This is a genomic window from Novosphingobium sp. ZW T3_23 (assembly GCF_044987305.1).
GTDB lineage: Bacteria > Pseudomonadota > Alphaproteobacteria > Sphingomonadales > Sphingomonadaceae > Novosphingobium.
Map to the genome: position 1 here is coordinate 1 of NZ_JBJDRF010000081.1, position 17,505 is coordinate 17,505.

Below are 17,505 nucleotides of genomic sequence, written 5' to 3' on the forward strand. Positions count from 1 at the left end.
CCCAGCCGCGCCTCGCTCTAAGAGCCGCGCCTCGCTCGATGGCTGGCGCCTCAAGACCGACAGCGATCCCGGATCAAGTCCGGGATGACGAAGACAAGCCGCTCCCTCACCCGGAGCGGCTTTTTTCGTCCAAACTGGCCTATCGCAACCGTCAGATTTTCTATCTCCATTCCGGGCCGGTTTGCTTGACCTCGCGCGCCTCTGCCTGAATAAAAAGGAACGCGGCTTTTGATCGGGATGCAGCTTGCTCCGCGTTACCAACGGCTAAAGCGCGCGATGCTGGGGCGACAACGCCAGGCTTCGTGATCCCTCATCGACGAGGAAAAACGATGTCTCCGCCACAATCGGCCATGCGCCCAATCCAGCCCAACCGTTCCGCCCGATCCCGGATCGTTCACAGCGAGGCGCGGCGATGAGCACATCTTCGGAAAGCGCCGAAATCGCCGCGACGGATGACGATTTCTGGAATGTCGAGGGTATCGTCGGGGAACTGGGACAGATCCGGCGCAACTGGCGCACGACCAACAGCCATCACGCCGAATATGGCACCGAGGGTTTTCCTTCGCGGGTAAGGCTGGCGAAAGTCGCCGAGGAACTCTGCGGCGCGCTGTTCCCGCTACGGCTCGGCCCGGACTTCGTGCGCCTGCACAACGAAGAGACTTTCGTCACCCAGTCCCTGCAGATCGCCCTCAGCCGATTACAGGCGCAAGTACGGCTGGAAATGCACTATTCTGCCGAGCGGAAGCACGAGGTGGAAGAGCAGGCCAACGCCATCGTCCTGGCCTTCTCCCGCCAGTTGCCGGAGATTCGGCGCTTGCTGGACCTTGACATAGACGCTGCCTATCGCGGCGATCCGGCGGCACGCAGCTTGGACGAAGTACTGATCTGCTATCCCGGACTGCTGGCGATCATCCATCACCGGCTGGCGCATGCGCTGCACCGGCTGGGCGCCCCGCTGGTCGCCCGCATCCTCTCGGAGATCGCCCACGGCAGCACCGGGATCGACATCCACCCCGGCGCCACGATCGGGCGCGGCTTCTTCATCGATCACGGCACCGGCGTCGTGGTGGGCGAAACCGCCATCGTGGGTGACAATGTGCGCCTTTACCAAGGGGTGACGCTGGGCGCGAAGGACTTCACTTCGAAAAGCTCCGGGGAAAGCTCCGGCGCTCTCGTCCGGGCGCAGCCGCGTCATCCCATCGTCGAGGACGACGTGGTGATCTATGCCGCCGCCACGATCCTGGGGCGCGTCACCATCGGCAAAGGGTCCGAAATCGGCGGCAACGTCTGGCTGACCCATAGCGTGCCGCCCCAGAGCCGCGTTTCGCAGGCCCGGCCGTTGGTCGCCCATGTGCAAACGGGGAATGCCACGCCGTCGGCGGCGTCGCTCAATTGAACGGTCGGGGGCTCCGGGGGACGGTTCCCCGGGGCGTTCGTACCGGCAGCGCTTTTCTCCGGCGTCCGTTTCCTGCCCTGACCGGGGGCGATAATCCCCGGTTTTTCCTTAAAAATCGCATTCTTGGCCGTACCTCTTATTGCTAATAGGTCTTAATAGCACCAAAAGGACGCTTAAGGGGTGGGTAAAGTTCTCCATCCGAACTTCCGGAATGGACGAATGAAGACGATACGATGGATGCTGACCAGCCTGGCCGTCACGGCCGGGCCTGCAGAAGCGCAAGTGGCGCTCCCCGGTCCCGAAGGCCAGCGCTCCGTACCTGTCGTGCCGACCGGGCCCGACCCGGTCTATCCCGCTGCTTTCTATGACGCATTTCAACCGCAAACCGCGCTGGACATGCTGGAACGCACGCCCGGCTTCCTGCTTTCGGAAGGCAGCGCGGTGCGCGGCTTCGGTGGCGCGGCGGGCAATGTGCTGATCGACGGGCAGCGGCCCACCGTCAAGGCCGGCGGCATCACCGAAGTGCTGCGTCGCATCGGCGCGCGCCAGGTGGACCGGATCGTCCTGCTGCGCGGCAGCGAGGCGGCCGAGGCGCAAGGGCAAACACTGGTCGCCAACGTCATCCGCAAGGCCGATGCCACGGGTTCGGGCAACGCCATGCTGGAACTGGCACGCACCGAGGATGGCCGCATTTCGCCGACCGCCCGGATCAGCCATTCCCGCCGTATCGGCGCGTGGCAGGCGAGCCTCGAACTTTCCGGCGCGTCGGAACGCTTCGTTACCGATGCCGACTATCGCACGCGCGGCGCCGACGGCACACTCGAAGAATTCCGCAGGGAAGCGATCCGGGCCAAGGCGCCCGAATACGGCCTCACCGCCTCGGCCTCGCGCCCTTTCGCGGGCGGCACCTTGACCCTGAACCTGCGGCTGAACCACGACGAATATAGCTCCCATCGCAAGATCGCCGTCAGCGACAGCGATGAGGCCAGAGCATCGGCGGCAGAGCGCCTTATCGACTATTCGGAAACCTCCTCCAGCGCCGAATTCGGCACCGACTGGACGCGGCCGCTCGGCAACGACTGGTCCACCAAGCTGGTCGGACTCGCCCGGATCGAACGCGCGTCGGAGGACGAGGACTATCGTCAGGGCCTGTTCCGGAGCCTCTCGGAGCAAAGCCTGAAGCCGCTGGAACTGGTGGCCAGAACCACCGTCTCGCGCGAGGGCAACCACGCCCTGCGGCCCGAGTTCGGGATGGAACTGGCCTACAACCGCCTCGGCAGCCGGCTCGCCTATGGCGAAGACGCGGACCAGTCCGACGGTTCGGGACTGGTGCCGGTGGACCTCACCAATGCAAATACGCGCGTGGCCGAACTGCGCGGCGAGGCTTTCGCCAACGCCAACCTGCGGCTTGCGGGCAATCTGGAGGCGGAAACCGGCCTTGCGGTGGAATTCTCGCGCATCCGCGTCACGGGCGAGAGCAACCAGAGCCAGAGTCTGTCCTATCTCAAGCCCTCGGGCGCGCTGGTATGGTCGCCGGGAAAATCCACCCAGGTGCGCCTGGGCTGGCGCCGCACGATAGACCAGCTGGACTTCAGCGATTTCGCCGCATCGGTGGACCAGGCGGACGGACGTCCCCTGGGCGGCAATGCGGGTCTGCGTCCGGCGCGGATCAGTCGTGCCCTGCTGCGGCTCGACCATCGCTGGGGCAGTGGCGGGGCGATCGCGGTGGAGGCCTTTCATCAGCGCCATCAAGGCATGCTGGGCTATATCCTGCTGCCATCGGGAGATCAGGCGCTGGGAACGGTGGGTAATGCCGTTCAATGGGGCGTGACCGCGCAAGGAAGCCTGCCGCTTTCCGCGATACTGCCGGGCGCCCGGCTGACGCTGGACGGCACCTGGCGCAAGACCAGCCTGCGCGACCCCATCACCGGTCGCGATCGCCGGATCGACGATCTTGCCCCGCGCGCCCTGACCGGGGAGTTTCGCCACGATCTTCCTCGCCTGCGCACATCCTGGGGCGTGAACTACACGATTTCCGAACGTTACGATGTCTACTACGTCGATGAATACCTTGCCGCACGGAGCGGCGACGAATGGGGCGCCTATGTCGAAACCACGGCTCTCGCGGGCGTCAAGATCACGCTGAAGGCCAGTGCCATTGGCGGGATCGACAGCGCGCGCCTGCGCCGTTTCCATCGGCCCAGCCGCGCCGGCCCGCTTACCGGCACCGACGCCCGCACCATGCGCGACGGCAGTTCGCTGGCCCTGGTGCTTTCCCGCGCCATTTGACAGCAGAGCGGGGGCGGCCTAGCTCCGGCACGATAACAAGTTCGCCGATTCTCGTTGGAAGCTATTACTACCGCTGATCGGCGGTGAGTATCTTGTCGTTCTCAACCGCTGCGTGACCAGCGGTTGAACTTTTCGAGATCAGACCAAGGTTGCGCCAGCCCATCTGGAAGGCCCCCGGTCGTGGATTTCGCAACGTTCGCAAGCAATAAACCTCAAAAGCATGCCCAGAGCCAACTGACGCTGGGCATCATCGGGTACGGCGCTTTCGGACAGCTCTCGGCCCGCTATCTGCGGCCCTGGTTTCGCGTTCTGGCGAACGATCCCGCCGTGGCGCGATCTCCCGTGGCGGGCGTGGAAATGGCTGATCTCGACACGGTCTGCCGCTGCGACATCGTGGTGATCGCCGTGCCGCTATCGGCGTTTGCGCAAGTCTGCCGCGAGATCGCGCCCCTGCTGCAACCCGGCACGCTGGTGATGGACGTCTGTTCCACCAAACTGCGTCCAGCCGAAATCCTGCTCGCCGAATTGCCTCCGCATGTCGATCTCGTCGCCACCCATCCGATGTTCGGGCCGCAGAGCATTCGGGCCGGTACGCGAGGCCTGAAGATGGTGCTCTGCCCGCTGCGTTCCGGACAGGCGCCGGGTGTCCGGCCAAGCCGCCTGGCGGCGTTCCTGCGCGCCCGCTTCGGCTTGTCGATCGTGATCGCCTCGCCCGAGGAGCACGATCGGGAAGCGGCCTTCACGCAGGGTCTCACCCATCTGATCGCCAAGGCCCTGCTGCGGATGGACGAGATGCCCGGGCGCATCACCACGCGCAGCTTCGACCTGATTCGCCAGGCGGTGGAAATGGTGCGCCACGACGCGCCCGGCGTGAGCCACGCCATAGAGACCAACCCCTTTTCGCAAGACGTCCGCAGCCGGTTCTACGCGGAGCTGGAAGCCGTCCGGCGCGAAATGGGATCAGCCTGAGGCCGCCATCCTATCCGGCAATGCGGGCGCGCAGGTCCGCCTCGGTGACGATCTCGATCCGGGCGCCCGCGCCGCGCAGTTCCTCGGCCTTGCGGTACTGTGCGTCGGCGGTCACCCAGCGGCCGTAGCTCTGGCGGGCACTGATCGCTAGGATGGTGGTGGTCGTCCCCACGCTCGAGACGATGCGCGCCCCGGCCCCGGCCAGGAACTGCGCCAGCGTGCCGTCGCGCGGCTCTCCAAGGATGGCGATGCGCTGCCCTTTCAGCGGACCGTCCGTGGCGGCGGCAGGCGCCTTGCCTGCCTTGCCGGGCTTCGCCATCCAGCCTTCCAGGTCGATCCCGGTCTCCTCGATGGCCCGGACGATCACCAGGCCTGCCGCCCGCGCATCGCTGAGCGCGTCGTGATGGCGATGCCGGATACCCAGATGGCGCGAGAGGACGTTGAGCCGGTGGCTGGAAAGCTGCGGCCAGGCGCGCTTGGCCACGCGAACGCTGTCCAGCCAGGTCGTCTCGATCGCGGCGAGTTGCCCGATCCGGCAGGCGGCCGCCAGCGCCCCCTTGTCAAACCCCGAGTGCGCGACGGTGACCCGGCCGGTCAGATGGCCGGCGACGACCGAATGGATGTCTCCGAAACAGGGCTTGCCGGCGACATGCTCGGGCGAGATGCCATGGATGCGGATGTTGAAGGTGGAAAATTCGTCGCAGGGATCGACGAGCGTCTCATAGGCAAAGACCTCGCGCCCCTGCCGAAAGCCGACGATGCCGATCTGGCAGATGCTGCTGACCCGCGCACAGGCCGTCTCGACGTCGACGACGACGAAATCGGGTTCTTCGGTAGCATCCATCAGGTCCAGGGGGTCGTGCGGCGATAGCTTCATGCCGCCGCTCTACCAGTTTGCCCCCGCAAGAGAAACAAAGTGACGCCGTTTTCACAAGTTCGGGCTTGCCGGGCACCCTGCTTATACCATAGGGGGGTATCCCATGGGACATCTTACGCATAACAACGAGGCGCTGGTAATGCGCGTCCGTCGACTTGTCGGGCAGCTTCAGGCTGTGGAGCGGGCGCTGGTTGCTGGCGAGGATTGCGCCAAGACGCTGCATCTGGCGGCGGCCTCGCGCGGCGCCCTCAACGGGTTGATCGACGAACTCATCGCCGATCACGTCAGAGCGCATGTGGCCGCGCCCGATCTTCCCCAGGCGGAACGGGACGAAGGCGCCGAGGCCCTGATCGCGGCCATTCGCCGCTACGCGAAGTAGAACCGGCGAAGTAGAACCACCATGGCAACGCAGACCAACCTCACCCACGATCACGATTTCCTCGGCGCCGCGCATGATGCCCATGCACGGCGCACTTCCTGGGTCGTGCTGCTTACCGCCGCGATGATGGTGGCGGAAATCGCCGCGGGCTACGCCACCGGCTCCATGGCGCTGCTGGCGGACGGCTTCCACATGGCGACCCATGCCGGCGCGCTGGGCGTTGCCGCCCTCGCCTATGGCTATGCCAGACGCCACCGCCGCGATCCGGCATTCAGCTTCGGCACCGGGAAAGTGGGAGACCTGGCCGGGTTCGCTTCCGCGCTGGTGCTGGCGCTGATCGCGTTGGGCATAGGCGTGGAATCGGCGTTGCGCCTGTTCAGCCCGATCCGCGTTGCCTTCGGCGAAGCTACCATGATCGCCGTTCTCGGGCTTGCCGTGAACGTCGCCAGCGCTTTCCTGCTTTCGGGAGAGCATCACCATCACCATCACCATCATCATCACGATGATCACGGCAATCATCATGGGCCGCATCATGGTCATGGCGACAACAACCTGCGCTCCGCTTATGTCCACGTCCTGGCGGACGCGCTGACTTCGGTGCTCGCCATCGCCGCGCTGCTGGCGGGGCGGTATCTCGGCTGGATCTGGCTGGACCCTGTCATGGGCATCGTCGGCGGCATCGTGATCGCGCGCTGGGCCTGGACACTCATGCGCGACACCGCCTTCGTCCTGCTCGACCGCACCGACGCCCACGTCTCCGAGGAAGTGCGAGAAGCGGTGGAAGGCCCCGGCGACGCCCGCATCACCGACCTTCACGTCTGGCGCGTCGGGCCCGAAGCGCACGCCGCCATCATCGCGGTGGCGACCGCGCCAGCCGGGCCGGACATCACAGACCTGCGACGCCGTCTCCTGCCCGTCCACGAACTTCGACACGTAACCATCGAGCGGCACTGATCGCGGAAGGATCTACCCCTCGCGCTGTTTGGTCCAGGCGATACCCCGGCGGAGCAGTTCGTAAAACACCGGCAAGTCCCATGCGCAGCGGTCCACCGTCGGCCACCAGTCGAGCATGGGCTGGAGATCGTAATGCCCCCGGCAATGGCCGAGCGTGTTGTAGAGCACCCCGCCCTTGCCGTGCCGCTTTATATACATCACCGGATGCGTGCCCTTGGCCTCGGCCGCCTCCACGAAGCCGGTGCCTTCCTCGCCGCACTCGGTTTCGAGCAGGACGTGCAGGTCTCCGTGCCGTTCCATGTGGTAGAGTTCGTCGGTCGTGTCGAACGGCTCGATGCCTTGCACCAGAGGATGCGCGGGATCGGCCACCGTCACGGTATAGGGCGCGATCGGCGGGTGGCTGATGAATTGGCTGCCCAGCAGCTCCATGAACAGCGGTGCCCAGCGCGGCGCATCCCACAGTCCTGCATTGGGCCCATTTTCCAGCAGGCGCAGCACCGAATTGGTGCCATGAAGCGCATACCAGCGCCCTCCCGCCGAGAGCCAGTCCCGCAGTACCTCCTGCGCCGCGAGCGAGGGCGTGACGTCGCAGGTATAAGTGATCAGCACGGAGGCCGAGCGGATGGCGTCGAGGTTCTCGTAGTCCTCGAACACGCGGGTGCGCACCGAAGGATCCTCAGCAAGCAGCTTGAGCAGTTCCAGCCGGGCGAAGTCCATATCGTGCCAGACCCCGCCGCAGATCAGCACGCAATCGATGCGCGGGGGGCGGCTTTCGGCGGTTTCGCTCATACGGTCAGGCCATCCCTTCAGGCACCGTCTGCCCCAGTTCGCCGTCGATGTACTTCATCAGGGTATCCTGGAACTGGCGGATGCGGATTTCCTGATAGTTGCCGAGGTTCACCTTGCCCGTCTTCGAGGCATGGAGCCCCTCCTGCACATAGGGCAGGTTGTCCATGTCCTGTTCGAACACGTCTCCGAGGATGCCAAGCTCAGGCGCTTCGGTCCATTTCTGGTCGAGCCTCAGCATCTTCAGCGGCGCGCCGCGCGGGATCGGCTGGCCCTTGGGAATGCGCGCCAGCACGCGCACTTCCATGACGCAGGTGTCCGGCGTCTTTCCGGGCAGCCAGTTGTAGACGATGTTCGGCATGTAGCCGCCCCAGGGCGCGAAGTTGGGGAAGACGTTGTAGACCAGCGCGTCGAGCAGCTCCGCATCGGTGGCATCGCCGTGGTCGTAGCCGGTGCTCTCGGTATAGGCCGCGCGCATTGCGGCGCCCAGCGCGGCGCGGGCAGTGATGCCCTCCGGCACGCGGATCGCCATGGGATTGGCCGATGCCTCACCCTCGTAATTGTCGCCGGAGCGGCCGTTGTACTTGATGAACTCGTCGACGATCCACTGCTCGCCCCTGGGATCATTGGGACCCTCCTGAATATGCGGGCTCATCACGCCGAAGGGGACGAGGTTGACGTTCACATTGTCTCCCCAGGTCCAGTAGGCGGCGTTGGAATCGCCGGTGAACGGCAGCAATTGCGGGTGGGTGACGATGGTGTGCCAGGCCTCCATGAAGGCTTCCATCACCACCTTCCAGTTGGCCGGAACCTCCTTGGCCACGCGCATGACGCTGGCGCATTCCTCATGCCGCCAGCGCTTGAAATGCTCGGGCAGCGGGCTGAGGAATTCCTCCAGGCTGGGCCCGCCCTTCTCCTCGCGGATGAAAACGTAGCCCGCCCAGCGGCCGACTTCGGCTTCGGGCAGGTCCAGGGTCTGTTGGGCGAGGTGCGGGAAGTCCCATCGGCACGGCATCGAATCGAAGCTGCCGTCCTTCTTCCAGGCGAAGCCGTGGAACGGGCAGACGAACTTGTCGGCATGGCCTTCCTCCGTCCGCAGCTTGCGGCCCCGGTGGAGGCACACATTGTGCATCGCCCGGATCGATCCATCGTCCTGACGGCTGACGAGGTAGGAGCGCCCCGCGTTCTCGTAGACGATGAAGTCGCCCGGATCGGGCAGGTCTTCCTCGCGCGCCACGAACTGCCAGACATAGGGCCACATCCGCTCCTGCTCCAGCTTCGCGAATTCGGCGCTGGTGTAGCGGGTGGCGGGGATCGGGTCCGACCCGCGATAGGTATAGCTCTCCTGCGTCAGGATCGCGGGCGCAACCCGCGAATCCTGCGCCATGAGTTCGGCCCAGCTGATGCCCTCGCTGCGGTCTTCGCCCAGTTTCGGGTCCAATTCGAGGTCGCGTTCGGCCATCGCTCCAAGGTCTCCCAACCTGTTTCGTTTTTCCCTGTTTGGGCCATGTCTGGACCGCCGTGAAGGGTAAGTCACCTTGCTCTAATCATAGGTTGCCCGATCACGCGGATAGGCCATGTTCAGTGGCAACGAACAGCTGGGAGAATGCCGTGAAGCGGCTTGAAGGCAAGGTGGCTCTGGTTACCGGAGGCACATCCGGCATCGGCGCCGGGGCCGTGCAGCGGCTCTGCGCGGAAGGGGCGCGCGTGGTGTTCACCGGCTCCAACCGCGCGGCCGCGGACGCGGTGTGCAGCGAGACCGGCGCCGAGTTCGTCAGCCATGACGTGCGCGACGGTGCCGCCTGGGACGCGCTCTCCGCCCGGATCGCCGAGCAGTATGGCCGGCTGGACTTCGCCTTCGCCAATGCCGGGACGGAACACGGCGACGGCAGCGTGGAGGACATCACGCTGGAAGGCTGGAGCAACGTGATCGGCATCAACCAGACCGGTGCCATGCTGACCGTCCAGCATGCGATGCGGCTGATGGCGCGCAATGCGGAGGGGCCGACCGGATCGATCCTCGTCAATTCATCCATGAACGCGCACCGGGCGATGGGCAATTTCCTGGCCTATTCGGTATCGAAGGCAGCGGCGATCGCGCTGGTAAAATCGGCGGCGGTCCATGCGGGCAATCGCAGGTACCGCATCCGCGTCAACGCCATCCTGCCCGGCGTGGTGGAGACGGCGCTGATCCGCAACCTGATCGACACCTCGGACGATCCCGCGAGCACGCGCGCGGCTTACGAGGGCCTTTCTCCGTTCGGCCGCATGGCGCGCGTGGAGGAGATCGCGGGGCTGGTCGCCTGGTTCGCCTCGGACGAATCGCAGTTCGTCTCGGGCAGCGAATACGTGATCGACGGGGCAACCACGGCTGGGATGATGGGCGTATGAACGATCTGGGTTTCCAGCGGCTCTCGGGCCGCGTGGCGCTGGTTTCGGGCGGCCTTCGCGGCATCGGCCTCGCCTGCGTGGAGCGGTTCCTGGCCGAGGGCGCGGAAGTCGTGCTCACCGACCTTGAGCCGCAGGAAAGCGCGCTGGTGGCCGAGGGGCTGGGCCGGCTGGGGCAGGCGGCCAGCTATGTGCAGGCCAATGTCACCAGCGAGGAAGATTGGGCCGCCGTGCGCGACGCCGTCACCCGGCGTCACGGCAAGCTGCACATCCTGGTCAACAACGCCGGGATCGACCTGACCGGCCCGGTTGCCGAGACCTCGCTGGAAGGCTGGCGGCGGATCATGAGCATTAACGTGGACGGCGTTTTCCTGGGCGTGCGCACCTTCGTACCGCTGATGGCCGCAAGCGGCGCGGAGGTTACGGGCGGCGCCTCGATCATCAATGTCAGCTCGATCATGGGCCTCGTGGGGATGAGCGAGGTTTCCGGCTACAACGCCAGCAAGGGCGCGGTGCGGCTGTTCACCAAGTCGATCGCACTGGAATTCGCGGAAAAGAAGCTGCCGATCCGCGCCAATTCGCTGCATCCCGGCTTCGTGATGACGCCCCTGCTGAAGGAAGGCTTCCAGCGCTGGGTGGACAAGGGCGTCGCGGAAAAGCCGCAGGATCTGGTGGACCTGATGTCGAGCCGGACGCCGATGGGCCGCCTTGCCGATCCGTCCGAACTGGCCAGCGCAGTGTTCTTCCTCGCCTCGAGCGACAGTTCCTACATGACCGGCGCGGAACTGGTCATCGACGGCGGCTGGACCGCGCAGTGACCTGCGAACCTGGAGATTTCCAATCATGACCGCTCCCTCACCCGGCACTCTTCCCGACACCATCGCCGTCGTCACCGGCGCCGCAGGCGGCATCGGACGCGAAATCGTGAAGGCCCTGAAAGCCGCCGGCGCCACCGTGATCGCCACCGACCTGAAGGACGGGGTCGAGGTCGAAGGCGCCGACCACTATCTGAAGCACGACGTCACCAGCGAGGCGGACTGGCGCGCGGTGCAGACGCGGGTTCGCGACGACTATGGCCGGCTCGACGTGCTGGTGAACAATGCGGGCTTTTCGATCGTGACGAAGTTCGAGGAGACGCCGCTTTCCGAATTCCACCGGATCAACGCGATCAACGTCGATTCCGCGATCATCGGCACGCAAGTCCTGCTCGACCTGCTCAAGGAAGGCGGCAAGGCACGCAAGGGCGGGGCTTCGGTGATCAACTTCTCCAGCGTCGGCGGCCTGCGCGGCGCGGCGTTCAACTCCGCCTACTGCGTCAGCAAGGCAGCGATCATGATGCTGTCCAAGTGCCTTGGGGCCGAATTCGCGGCGCTGAAATACAACATCCGCGTCAATTCCGTGCATCCCGGCGGGATCGAGACGCCAATGCTGGCCTCGATCATGGACCGCTACGTCGAACTCGGCGCCTCGCCCTCGCGAGAGGCTTCGCTGGCGGCTATGAACACCACCCACCCGATCGGCCGCCTCGGCCGGCCCGAGGAGATGGCGGGCGGTGTGGTATTCCTCGCCAGCGAGGCCTCCAGTTTCATGACCTGCGACGAACTGGTGATGGACGGCGGATTCAGCCAGGTTTGACCGGCGGGAGAGGAGCGACAGTATGACCCTGCCCGGTATCATCGGCATACACCACGTCGGCGTGTCGGTGCCCGACCTTGCCATGGCGCGGCACTTCTATCTCGACATCCTGGGTGCCGTGGAGGATGTGGAACCGCTGCACTGGGCGGAAAATCCCTTCATCGACGAGATCGTAGGGCTCGAAGGCAGCGCGGCGGAGCAGTTCTTCTGCCGCCTCGGCAATGTGCAGATCGAAGTCTTCGAATACTCCGCGCCGAAGCAGAAGCAGCCGCTGGATCGGCAACGCGGCGTCAACGAATATGGCTATACCCATATCGCCTTGCAGGTCGAGGATCTCTCCGCCGTGCATGCCCGCATCGTCGCCGCGGGCCTTCCGGTCCACGCCGCGCCGAACCTCGCGACGATCACTACCGGGCCGGACGGCAGCAGGCACGGCTATGCGGGCACTTACTGCCGCGACTTCTTCGGCAACGTCTTCGAAATCCTCGAAATCCACGAGACCCCGGCGATCCGACCGATCGCCTGATGGGATCAAGCCCAAGGAACAGACCATGCGCATCATCGTCGCCGGAACCCTCCGCTTCGCCGGAGACGCCAGCCTCTGCTCCGAGATCATCCGGGGCGGCGCCGACCCTATCGCCTCCAGCCGCGAGGAAGCGGGCTGCGCGGCCTATAACTGGGCGGTCGATCCGCTCGATCCCGGCCTGATCCACGTCTACGAGGAATGGGAGAGCGAGCGCGCCCTGCTCAGCCACTTCGCGCACAGTTCCTATGCCGCGATGCGCGACCATCTGGGCCGCTACGAACTGACGGGGTTCGCGGTGCAGATCTATTCGGCCGCCGGGGTCGAGCCCGTCTATGACGAGGACGGATCGCCGCGAAAGGAAATCTTCGGCGTAACCCTCAATCCTCCGGAGGGATGAGGAAGTCCATCGTCAGGCGCGCCGCTTTCCAGCCCGCGCCTCTGCGCACGACATCGCAGTAATAACGACCATGGAGCGTCACCGCGCCACCGCCCCGGTACCGCGCCATGCCGGTCACATAGGCGCGGATCGAGGCCCGGTCCGCCGCATAGGCCGTGATCGCGAAGTTGCTCAGGTAATGCGCCTGGGCGGCCACGGCGGCGAAAGTGTCCTCGAAAAACCGGCGGATCGCCGCATGACCCTCGGCCTTGAGGAATCCGATCCCCGACAGGTCGAACACCGCATCCGCCACGAAGAGATCGAGCAGCCCGTCGATATCGCCCAGACCGTCAAGGCCATGGGCATAGGCCACGAGCAGATCCTGGATCGCCAGCCTGTCCTCGATGGGGCATGGTTCGGTGAGAGGGGGCTGCGCCAGATTCACTCCTGCACCATGTCGTTGAGCAGTTCGTGGAAGCGCTGCACGCGCTTTTCCTGGCCCGGCAGGATGCAGCCCTTGAAGCCCCGTGAATTGAGCCCCTGCTGCTGGCTGGTACCGATCGACAGATCCTGGTCGGCCACGAAGCCCACCGAAACGCCGTCTCCGTACACCGAGTGACGTCCGATGGCATCGTGACGCAGCGGCACCGTGCCCAGCGGCGTCTCCACCTCGCGCATGCCCGCGATCGGCGGATAGAGGCACCAGTGCTGGAACACGCACTTCTCGGGATCGGTGGGGTGCGGCTCCGTGCGCAGGACCTGCAACTGTTCCGGGCTCATGGTGAGCGTGAGGTTGGGGAACAGCGTGCAATGGAAATAGTCCACCAGTTGCTGGTCGCTCATCTGCGTATAGTTGGCAAAACCCCGCTCCGGCCCCAGCCGCCGCTTGGCCTCGATCACGGCGGCGCGCAAGTCGCCGGTATGGCCGGTATAGTCGGCGGGATCGATGCCCCAGGCTTGCGCGATCTGGTCTAGCGGGGCGGGAACTTCGGTGGTGTGGTAATCGACGCGGGTGGTGGCCTGGTGCCCTTTCATCCACATCGAGTTATGGCCGGAGGGGTACATCTCGAACAGAGTGTCCGGCAGCCCATCATTGATGAAGGTCGCCAGTTCCGGGTGGATGGTCGGCAGGTGATAGCTCTCGTTGAAATTGTCGCGGATGATCTTCCAGTTGAACTCGCAATCGGCGGAGAGGTTGAGCACGCGCACCCAGTTGTCGATGCCGTACCCCGCCAGCCGCTCCGGAAAGGGCGCAAGCCATTCGTGCAGCGGGGCGACATCGTCTTCCATGCACCAGAACACGAAGGGGCCCCAGGTCTCGCAGCGCAGTTCGGACAAGTGGACCTTGCCGCAGGGGCTGCCGCCCTCGAAATCGTCGGGATCCTGCACCTTGATCAGGGTGCCGTCGAGATCGTAAGTCCAGTTGTGATAGCCGCAAGTGATGCGCGGCACGCTGGTGACGTCGGCCAGGATCAGCCGGTTTCCGCGATGGGGGCAGGAATTGTAGAAGGCGCGGATCGAGCCGTCCTCCTGCCGCACCATGATGACGGATTCCTTGGCGAAGTTGTGCCGGATCACGTCGCCCGGCTCCTCCAGATCGGCCAGCACCCCGCCGAGGTGCCAGACCTTGGGCCAGAGATTCTTCATCTCGCCGGCCATCCAGTCCTTGGAAATGTAGCGGTCCGCCGTGATCGTATCGCCGCGCACCGGCGGATCGAATTCCTGCGAATAGCGGGAAACCTTGCTCTGGAGGTTCATGAACCTGCTCCTGACTGTGGGGCCTGCCTGTCACTGGGCCTGGCGTCACTGGGGTCCCCGCCACGACGGCCGCCGCGAACGACGCCCGGATTGGCGGCGAAAAACTCTGGAGAGCCGGGATCGTCCTTGACCCAATCGGTCACGAGCAGGCGCGAAGTGATGCGCCACTCGCCGTTCCGGCAGGCATATTCGTCGAGATAGCGCCCGGCGATGAAAAGATCCCGCAGGCCCCCCGCTTCGTCGCGCACGCCGTGCCATGCCTGGAAGTAGGCCTCGCCCCGCGCGCTGTCGCCACACACGTCGATGCGGTGCTGGCCGAGCAGGTGGTGCGTCGCCTCCATCGAGCCGAGGAAGTCCTGGCAGAAGGTGACGAATTCGTCCGCCGTCCCTTTCATCAACCCGCAATCCACCACGGCGTCATCGTGGAAAGCCTGCCGCTGGAGCACGGCGTCCAGCCGGTCCAGCCCGCGCATATAGCGATGGACGGCCTCGGCGATGTCGCGCCGCGCCGCAAGATCGCGCAGTTCGGCCGCGATATCGAAGCCTGTCGCCGTCTGCGCCTCGGTCATGGTCTGCCTTCCTCTCCGGCCGGTCCTTCTCGGGACAACCGGCTCTGCCGACCTTGTATGGCCCCGGGCTAAGGCTTCTCACCTGCGACTTCAGCTAGGCGGCAGATGTCGCCTCGAAAAAGGTCCGTTGCGGCAGAACCTTACAGCATGTGTGCATTGCCTGACGCCGCAAGCGGCGGCATGAAGAGAGCGTTCTGGCAGAGGGGAATTTCGATGAGAACGATTCTGGCGGCCTGCCTTGCCGCTGCCGTCCCGGCCGTCGCTGCGCCGCTCGCGATCGCGCAGGAAGCGCCTTCTCCCTCGGCGCAGGGCGATCTTTCGGTCACGATCTACAACAACGACGTGGCGCTCGTGCAGGACGTGCGGCAGCTGGAGATTGGCAATGGCCGCGTCCGCCAGAGCTTCCCCGATGTCAGCGCGCGCATTCGACCGGAAACGGTTTCGCTCACCGTTCCCGATGCCGCCATCGTGGAGCAGAATTTCGATTTCGACCTCTTGACCCCGTCCAGCCTCATGGAAAAGGCTGTCGGCAAAACGATCACCCTGATCCGCACCAATCCCGCCACCGGCGCCGAGACACGCGAACGGGCCCGCGTCCTGGCAGTGAACGGCGGCGTGGTGCTGGAAGTGAACGGCCACGTCGAAGTCCTGCGCGACGATGGCCTGCCCGTCCGCGCCGTGTTCGACAAAGTACCCGAATCACTCCGCGCGCGGCCCACCCTTTCCGTAACCCTGGCCAGCACCCGTGGGGGCAGTCGGCCCGCAACACTCTCCTATCTCAGCGGCGGCCTGGGGTGGAGCGCGGACTACGTCGCCCTGTTCGACGACAAGCGCGGCACCGTGGACGTGCAGGGCTGGGTCACGCTGACCAATACCAGCGGCACCACTTTCAACAATGCGCGCACCCTGCTGGTCGCGGGCGAAGTGGGCAGCACGCGCGATTCCGGGAACTACATGCCTATGCCGCGCCCCCGGCCCGGCCGATTGACGCAAGTCCAGCCCGGTACGGAAAGCGCCAGCCGCGAGCAACTGGGCGATTTCTACCTCTATCCCCTCGCCGAACGCACCACCATCGCCGACAAGCAGACCAAGCAGGTGAGCTTCCTCGATGCCAAAGGCGTTACCGCAACATCCGGCTATCGCTTCGAAAATGCCTGGCTCGGCAGCGCCGATCAGAGCCGCAGCGCCCAAAGCGTGCTGCGCTTCGCCAATTCCGGGGCGGCGGGCCTGGGCGATGCACTCCCGGCCGGAACCGTGCGCGTCTATGTGCGCGACGCACGCGGACAGCCGCAGTTCACCGGCGAAAACGGTATCGGGCACACCTCGCAAGGCTCCACGATCGCGCTGCCCACGGGCGACGCCTTCGACGTGAAAGTGCAGCCCATCGTCGTGTCGCGAACGCGCCAGGGCACTGACCGCTGGCGCACCCAAATGCGCTATCGCCTGACCAATGCCCGTGGGCGTCCGGTCACCGTGGAACTCGTGCAGAGCGGACTCGACTGGGGTGACACGCGCCTGATCGAGGAAAACCGCAAGAGCGAGCGACAGGACGCCGGGTCGGCGCTGTGGCAAGTGCCGGTCCCCGCCAATGGAGAGGCGGTGGTGACCGCCACCTTCGACACGCGCTACTGATGGTTCGGCGGCTTTGCCTTGCGGTTCTCCTGCTCGCGCTGGTCGGGCCGCCTGTCCACGCGGCCGATGAGTCGCCGAAACGCGAAGTGAACGACACGGTGGTCACCTCGCCCGCTGCGGACAATGTGGCGCTGACGGTCTATCGCGCGCCCGATAACGGGGGATCGCTGAACCCGCGCTACCTCGCGGGCTTTGCGCTGGTAACCGAAACGCGCAGGATCCATGTGCCGCGCGGCCGTGCGGTATTGCGCTTCGAAGGGGTGGCCGAAGGGATCATACCCGTCAGCGCCGTGATCGAGGGGCTGCCCGGCGGCACGATCGAGAAGAATCGCGACGCCCGCCTGCTCTCGCCCGCCTCGCTGGTCGACGGCACGCTGGGGCGGCAGGTCACCCTGACCCGCACCGACAAGGCGACTGGCCGCAAGGTCAGCGAACAGGCAACCCTCGTCGCCGGGCCGCAGCCGGGCGTAGTTCTGCAAACCCAGGCGGGTATCGAGACGCTGCGCTGCTCGGGCCTTCCGGAGAAACTCGCGTTCGATGGCGTCCCCACCGGTCTTTCGAGCAAGCCGGTGCTCAGCGTGGTGACGCAAAGCACCGGATCGCGCACCGTCACGGTGCGGCTCAGCTACCTGTCGTCCGGCTTCGACTGGCGCGCCAGCTACGTCGCCACGCAGGCGCAGGACGGTCGCTCGCTCGATCTCTTCGCCTGGCTGACCCTGGCCAACGGCAATCCCCAAGCGTTCGCCCAGGCCGAAGTCAATGCTGTGGCCGGCCGCCTCAATCGCGTGAACCCGCCCGCGTTCCGCGCCGCCGTCGCCGCGCTTCGGCTGTCCTGCTATCCGCTCGGCACCACCACCTCGGACTTGCGGACGAGCCCGCCCCAATCGGAGGAGATCTTCGTGACCGCCGCGCGTGCCGCGCCCGCCATGAATATTGCCCCACCGCCCGCGCCGGCTCCTCCACCACCACCC

19 protein-coding genes are annotated in these 17,505 nt (G+C 65.5%); 13 read left to right on the plus strand and 6 right to left on the minus strand.

Annotation, left to right across the window (positions count from 1 at the left end):
- The 4 genes from ACI3K3_RS23795 to ACI3K3_RS23810 all read left to right on the plus strand — a co-directional run.
- A partial coding sequence (locus ACI3K3_RS23795; RefSeq protein ID WP_404918286.1) for a hypothetical protein occupies window positions 1–209 on the plus strand: 209 nt, incomplete at its 5' end.
- Between the two features lie 203 nt (window positions 210–412).
- Complete coding sequence (epsC, locus tag ACI3K3_RS23800) at window positions 413–1,396, plus strand: serine O-acetyltransferase EpsC (protein WP_404918288.1); 984 nt, start codon at window positions 413–415, stop codon at window positions 1,394–1,396.
- A gap of 219 nt (window positions 1,397–1,615) precedes the next feature.
- A complete protein-coding gene (locus tag ACI3K3_RS23805; RefSeq protein WP_404918290.1) occupies window positions 1,616–3,685 on the plus strand; it encodes a TonB-dependent receptor domain-containing protein in 2,070 nt (689 codons plus the stop codon).
- Between the two features lie 180 nt (window positions 3,686–3,865).
- Window positions 3,866–4,654: a prephenate dehydrogenase/arogenate dehydrogenase family protein gene (locus tag ACI3K3_RS23810; RefSeq protein WP_404918292.1), complete on the plus strand. Its 789-nt coding sequence runs from the start codon at window positions 3,866–3,868 to the stop codon at window positions 4,652–4,654.
- Between the two features lie 10 nt (window positions 4,655–4,664).
- Here ACI3K3_RS23810 and ACI3K3_RS23815 read toward each other — a convergent pair whose 3' ends face one another.
- Entirely contained in the window at window positions 4,665–5,531 is an 867-nt protein-coding gene (locus ACI3K3_RS23815) for an exonuclease domain-containing protein (protein WP_404918294.1), read from the minus strand.
- A gap of 103 nt (window positions 5,532–5,634) precedes the next feature.
- Here ACI3K3_RS23815 and ACI3K3_RS23820 point away from each other — a divergent pair, with 103 nt between their 5' ends.
- Together ACI3K3_RS23820 and dmeF are read left to right on the plus strand one after the other, a co-directional pair.
- Window positions 5,635–5,910, plus strand: coding sequence for a metal/formaldehyde-sensitive transcriptional repressor (locus ACI3K3_RS23820; protein ID WP_404918296.1), 276 nt, complete (start codon window positions 5,635–5,637; stop codon window positions 5,908–5,910).
- 21 nt (window positions 5,911–5,931) lie between these two features.
- Window positions 5,932–6,864, plus strand: a complete 933-nt coding sequence (gene dmeF / locus ACI3K3_RS23825) for a CDF family Co(II)/Ni(II) efflux transporter DmeF (protein ID WP_404918298.1) — start codon at window positions 5,932–5,934, stop codon at window positions 6,862–6,864.
- Window positions 6,865–6,876: 12 nt separating this feature from the next.
- Here the strand turns inward: dmeF and ACI3K3_RS23830 are convergent, their stop codons facing one another.
- Window positions 6,877–7,653 (minus strand): ThuA domain-containing protein, encoded by a 777-nt coding sequence (locus ACI3K3_RS23830; RefSeq protein ID WP_404918300.1) that lies wholly within the window; start codon window positions 7,651–7,653, stop codon window positions 6,877–6,879.
- A gap of 4 nt (window positions 7,654–7,657) precedes the next feature.
- Window positions 7,658–9,112, minus strand: a complete 1,455-nt coding sequence (locus tag ACI3K3_RS23835; RefSeq protein WP_404918302.1) for an SRPBCC family protein — start codon at window positions 9,110–9,112, stop codon at window positions 7,658–7,660.
- 149 nt (window positions 9,113–9,261) lie between these two features.
- Between ACI3K3_RS23835 and ACI3K3_RS23840 the strand changes: the two genes are divergently transcribed.
- From ACI3K3_RS23840 to ACI3K3_RS23860, 5 genes are read left to right on the plus strand one after another with little or no spacing between them, the layout of a single operon-like run.
- On the plus strand, window positions 9,262–10,041 hold the full coding sequence (locus ACI3K3_RS23840) for an SDR family NAD(P)-dependent oxidoreductase (RefSeq protein ID WP_404918304.1): 780 nt from the start codon (window positions 9,262–9,264) through the stop codon (window positions 10,039–10,041).
- Window positions 10,038–10,856: an SDR family NAD(P)-dependent oxidoreductase gene (locus ACI3K3_RS23845; protein WP_404918306.1), complete on the plus strand. Its 819-nt coding sequence runs from the start codon at window positions 10,038–10,040 to the stop codon at window positions 10,854–10,856. The genes ACI3K3_RS23840 and ACI3K3_RS23845 overlap by 4 nt, the downstream gene beginning before the upstream one ends.
- A gap of 25 nt (window positions 10,857–10,881) precedes the next feature.
- Window positions 10,882–11,673, plus strand: coding sequence for an SDR family NAD(P)-dependent oxidoreductase (locus ACI3K3_RS23850; RefSeq protein ID WP_404918308.1), 792 nt, complete (start codon window positions 10,882–10,884; stop codon window positions 11,671–11,673).
- Between the two features lie 22 nt (window positions 11,674–11,695).
- A complete protein-coding gene (locus ACI3K3_RS23855; protein WP_404918310.1) occupies window positions 11,696–12,199 on the plus strand; it encodes a VOC family protein in 504 nt (167 codons plus the stop codon).
- Window positions 12,200–12,224: 25 nt separating this feature from the next.
- A complete protein-coding gene (locus tag ACI3K3_RS23860; protein WP_404918312.1) occupies window positions 12,225–12,596 on the plus strand; it encodes a putative quinol monooxygenase in 372 nt (123 codons plus the stop codon).
- Here ACI3K3_RS23860 and ACI3K3_RS23865 read toward each other — a convergent pair.
- From ACI3K3_RS23865 to ACI3K3_RS23875, 3 genes are read right to left on the minus strand one after another with little or no spacing between them, the layout of a single operon-like run.
- Window positions 12,577–13,020 carry a nuclear transport factor 2 family protein gene (locus ACI3K3_RS23865; RefSeq protein ID WP_404918314.1) on the minus strand — a complete coding sequence of 148 codons (444 nt, stop codon included), beginning with the start codon at window positions 13,018–13,020 and terminating at the stop codon, window positions 12,577–12,579. The genes ACI3K3_RS23860 and ACI3K3_RS23865 overlap by 20 nt on opposite strands.
- Window positions 13,017–14,333, minus strand: a complete 1,317-nt coding sequence (locus tag ACI3K3_RS23870; RefSeq protein WP_404918316.1) for an SRPBCC family protein — start codon at window positions 14,331–14,333, stop codon at window positions 13,017–13,019. The genes ACI3K3_RS23865 and ACI3K3_RS23870 overlap by 4 nt, the downstream gene beginning before the upstream one ends.
- Window positions 14,330–14,902 (minus strand): nuclear transport factor 2 family protein, encoded by a 573-nt coding sequence (locus ACI3K3_RS23875; RefSeq protein WP_404918318.1) that lies wholly within the window; start codon window positions 14,900–14,902, stop codon window positions 14,330–14,332. The genes ACI3K3_RS23870 and ACI3K3_RS23875 overlap by 4 nt, the downstream gene beginning before the upstream one ends.
- A 213-nt stretch (window positions 14,903–15,115) precedes the next feature.
- Between ACI3K3_RS23875 and ACI3K3_RS23880 the strand changes: the two genes are divergently transcribed.
- The gene (locus ACI3K3_RS23880; RefSeq protein WP_404918320.1) at window positions 15,116–16,534 is read left to right on the plus strand and encodes a DUF4139 domain-containing protein; all 1,419 of its coding nucleotides are present in this window, start codon (window positions 15,116–15,118) and stop codon (window positions 16,532–16,534) included.
- The coding region (locus ACI3K3_RS23885) for a DUF4139 domain-containing protein (protein ID WP_404918322.1) at window positions 16,534–17,505 on the plus strand (972 nt) is incomplete at its 3' end. The genes ACI3K3_RS23880 and ACI3K3_RS23885, both read left to right, overlap by 1 nt.

Coding starts and splice junctions, on each gene's coding strand:
- dmeF (WP_404918298.1), top strand. CDS start 5,932: ATGGCAACGCAGACCAACCTCACCCACGATCACGATTTCCTCGGCGCC.
- ACI3K3_RS23805 (WP_404918290.1), top strand. CDS start 1,616: ATGAAGACGATACGATGGATGCTGACCAGCCTGGCCGTCACGGCCGGG.
- ACI3K3_RS23870 (WP_404918316.1), bottom strand. CDS start 14,333: ATGAACCTCCAGAGCAAGGTTTCCCGCTATTCGCAGGAATTCGATCCG.
- ACI3K3_RS23820 (WP_404918296.1), top strand. CDS start 5,635: ATGGGACATCTTACGCATAACAACGAGGCGCTGGTAATGCGCGTCCGT.
- ACI3K3_RS23880 (WP_404918320.1), top strand. CDS start 15,116: ATGAGAACGATTCTGGCGGCCTGCCTTGCCGCTGCCGTCCCGGCCGTC.
- epsC (WP_404918288.1), top strand. CDS start 413: ATGAGCACATCTTCGGAAAGCGCCGAAATCGCCGCGACGGATGACGAT.
- ACI3K3_RS23815 (WP_404918294.1), bottom strand. CDS start 5,531: ATGAAGCTATCGCCGCACGACCCCCTGGACCTGATGGATGCTACCGAA.
- ACI3K3_RS23845 (WP_404918306.1), top strand. CDS start 10,038: ATGAACGATCTGGGTTTCCAGCGGCTCTCGGGCCGCGTGGCGCTGGTT.
- ACI3K3_RS23850 (WP_404918308.1), top strand. CDS start 10,882: ATGACCGCTCCCTCACCCGGCACTCTTCCCGACACCATCGCCGTCGTC.
- ACI3K3_RS23855 (WP_404918310.1), top strand. CDS start 11,696: ATGACCCTGCCCGGTATCATCGGCATACACCACGTCGGCGTGTCGGTG.
- ACI3K3_RS23860 (WP_404918312.1), top strand. CDS start 12,225: ATGCGCATCATCGTCGCCGGAACCCTCCGCTTCGCCGGAGACGCCAGC.
- ACI3K3_RS23830 (WP_404918300.1), bottom strand. CDS start 7,653: ATGAGCGAAACCGCCGAAAGCCGCCCCCCGCGCATCGATTGCGTGCTG.
- ACI3K3_RS23875 (WP_404918318.1), bottom strand. CDS start 14,902: ATGACCGAGGCGCAGACGGCGACAGGCTTCGATATCGCGGCCGAACTG.
- ACI3K3_RS23835 (WP_404918302.1), bottom strand. CDS start 9,112: ATGGCCGAACGCGACCTCGAATTGGACCCGAAACTGGGCGAAGACCGC.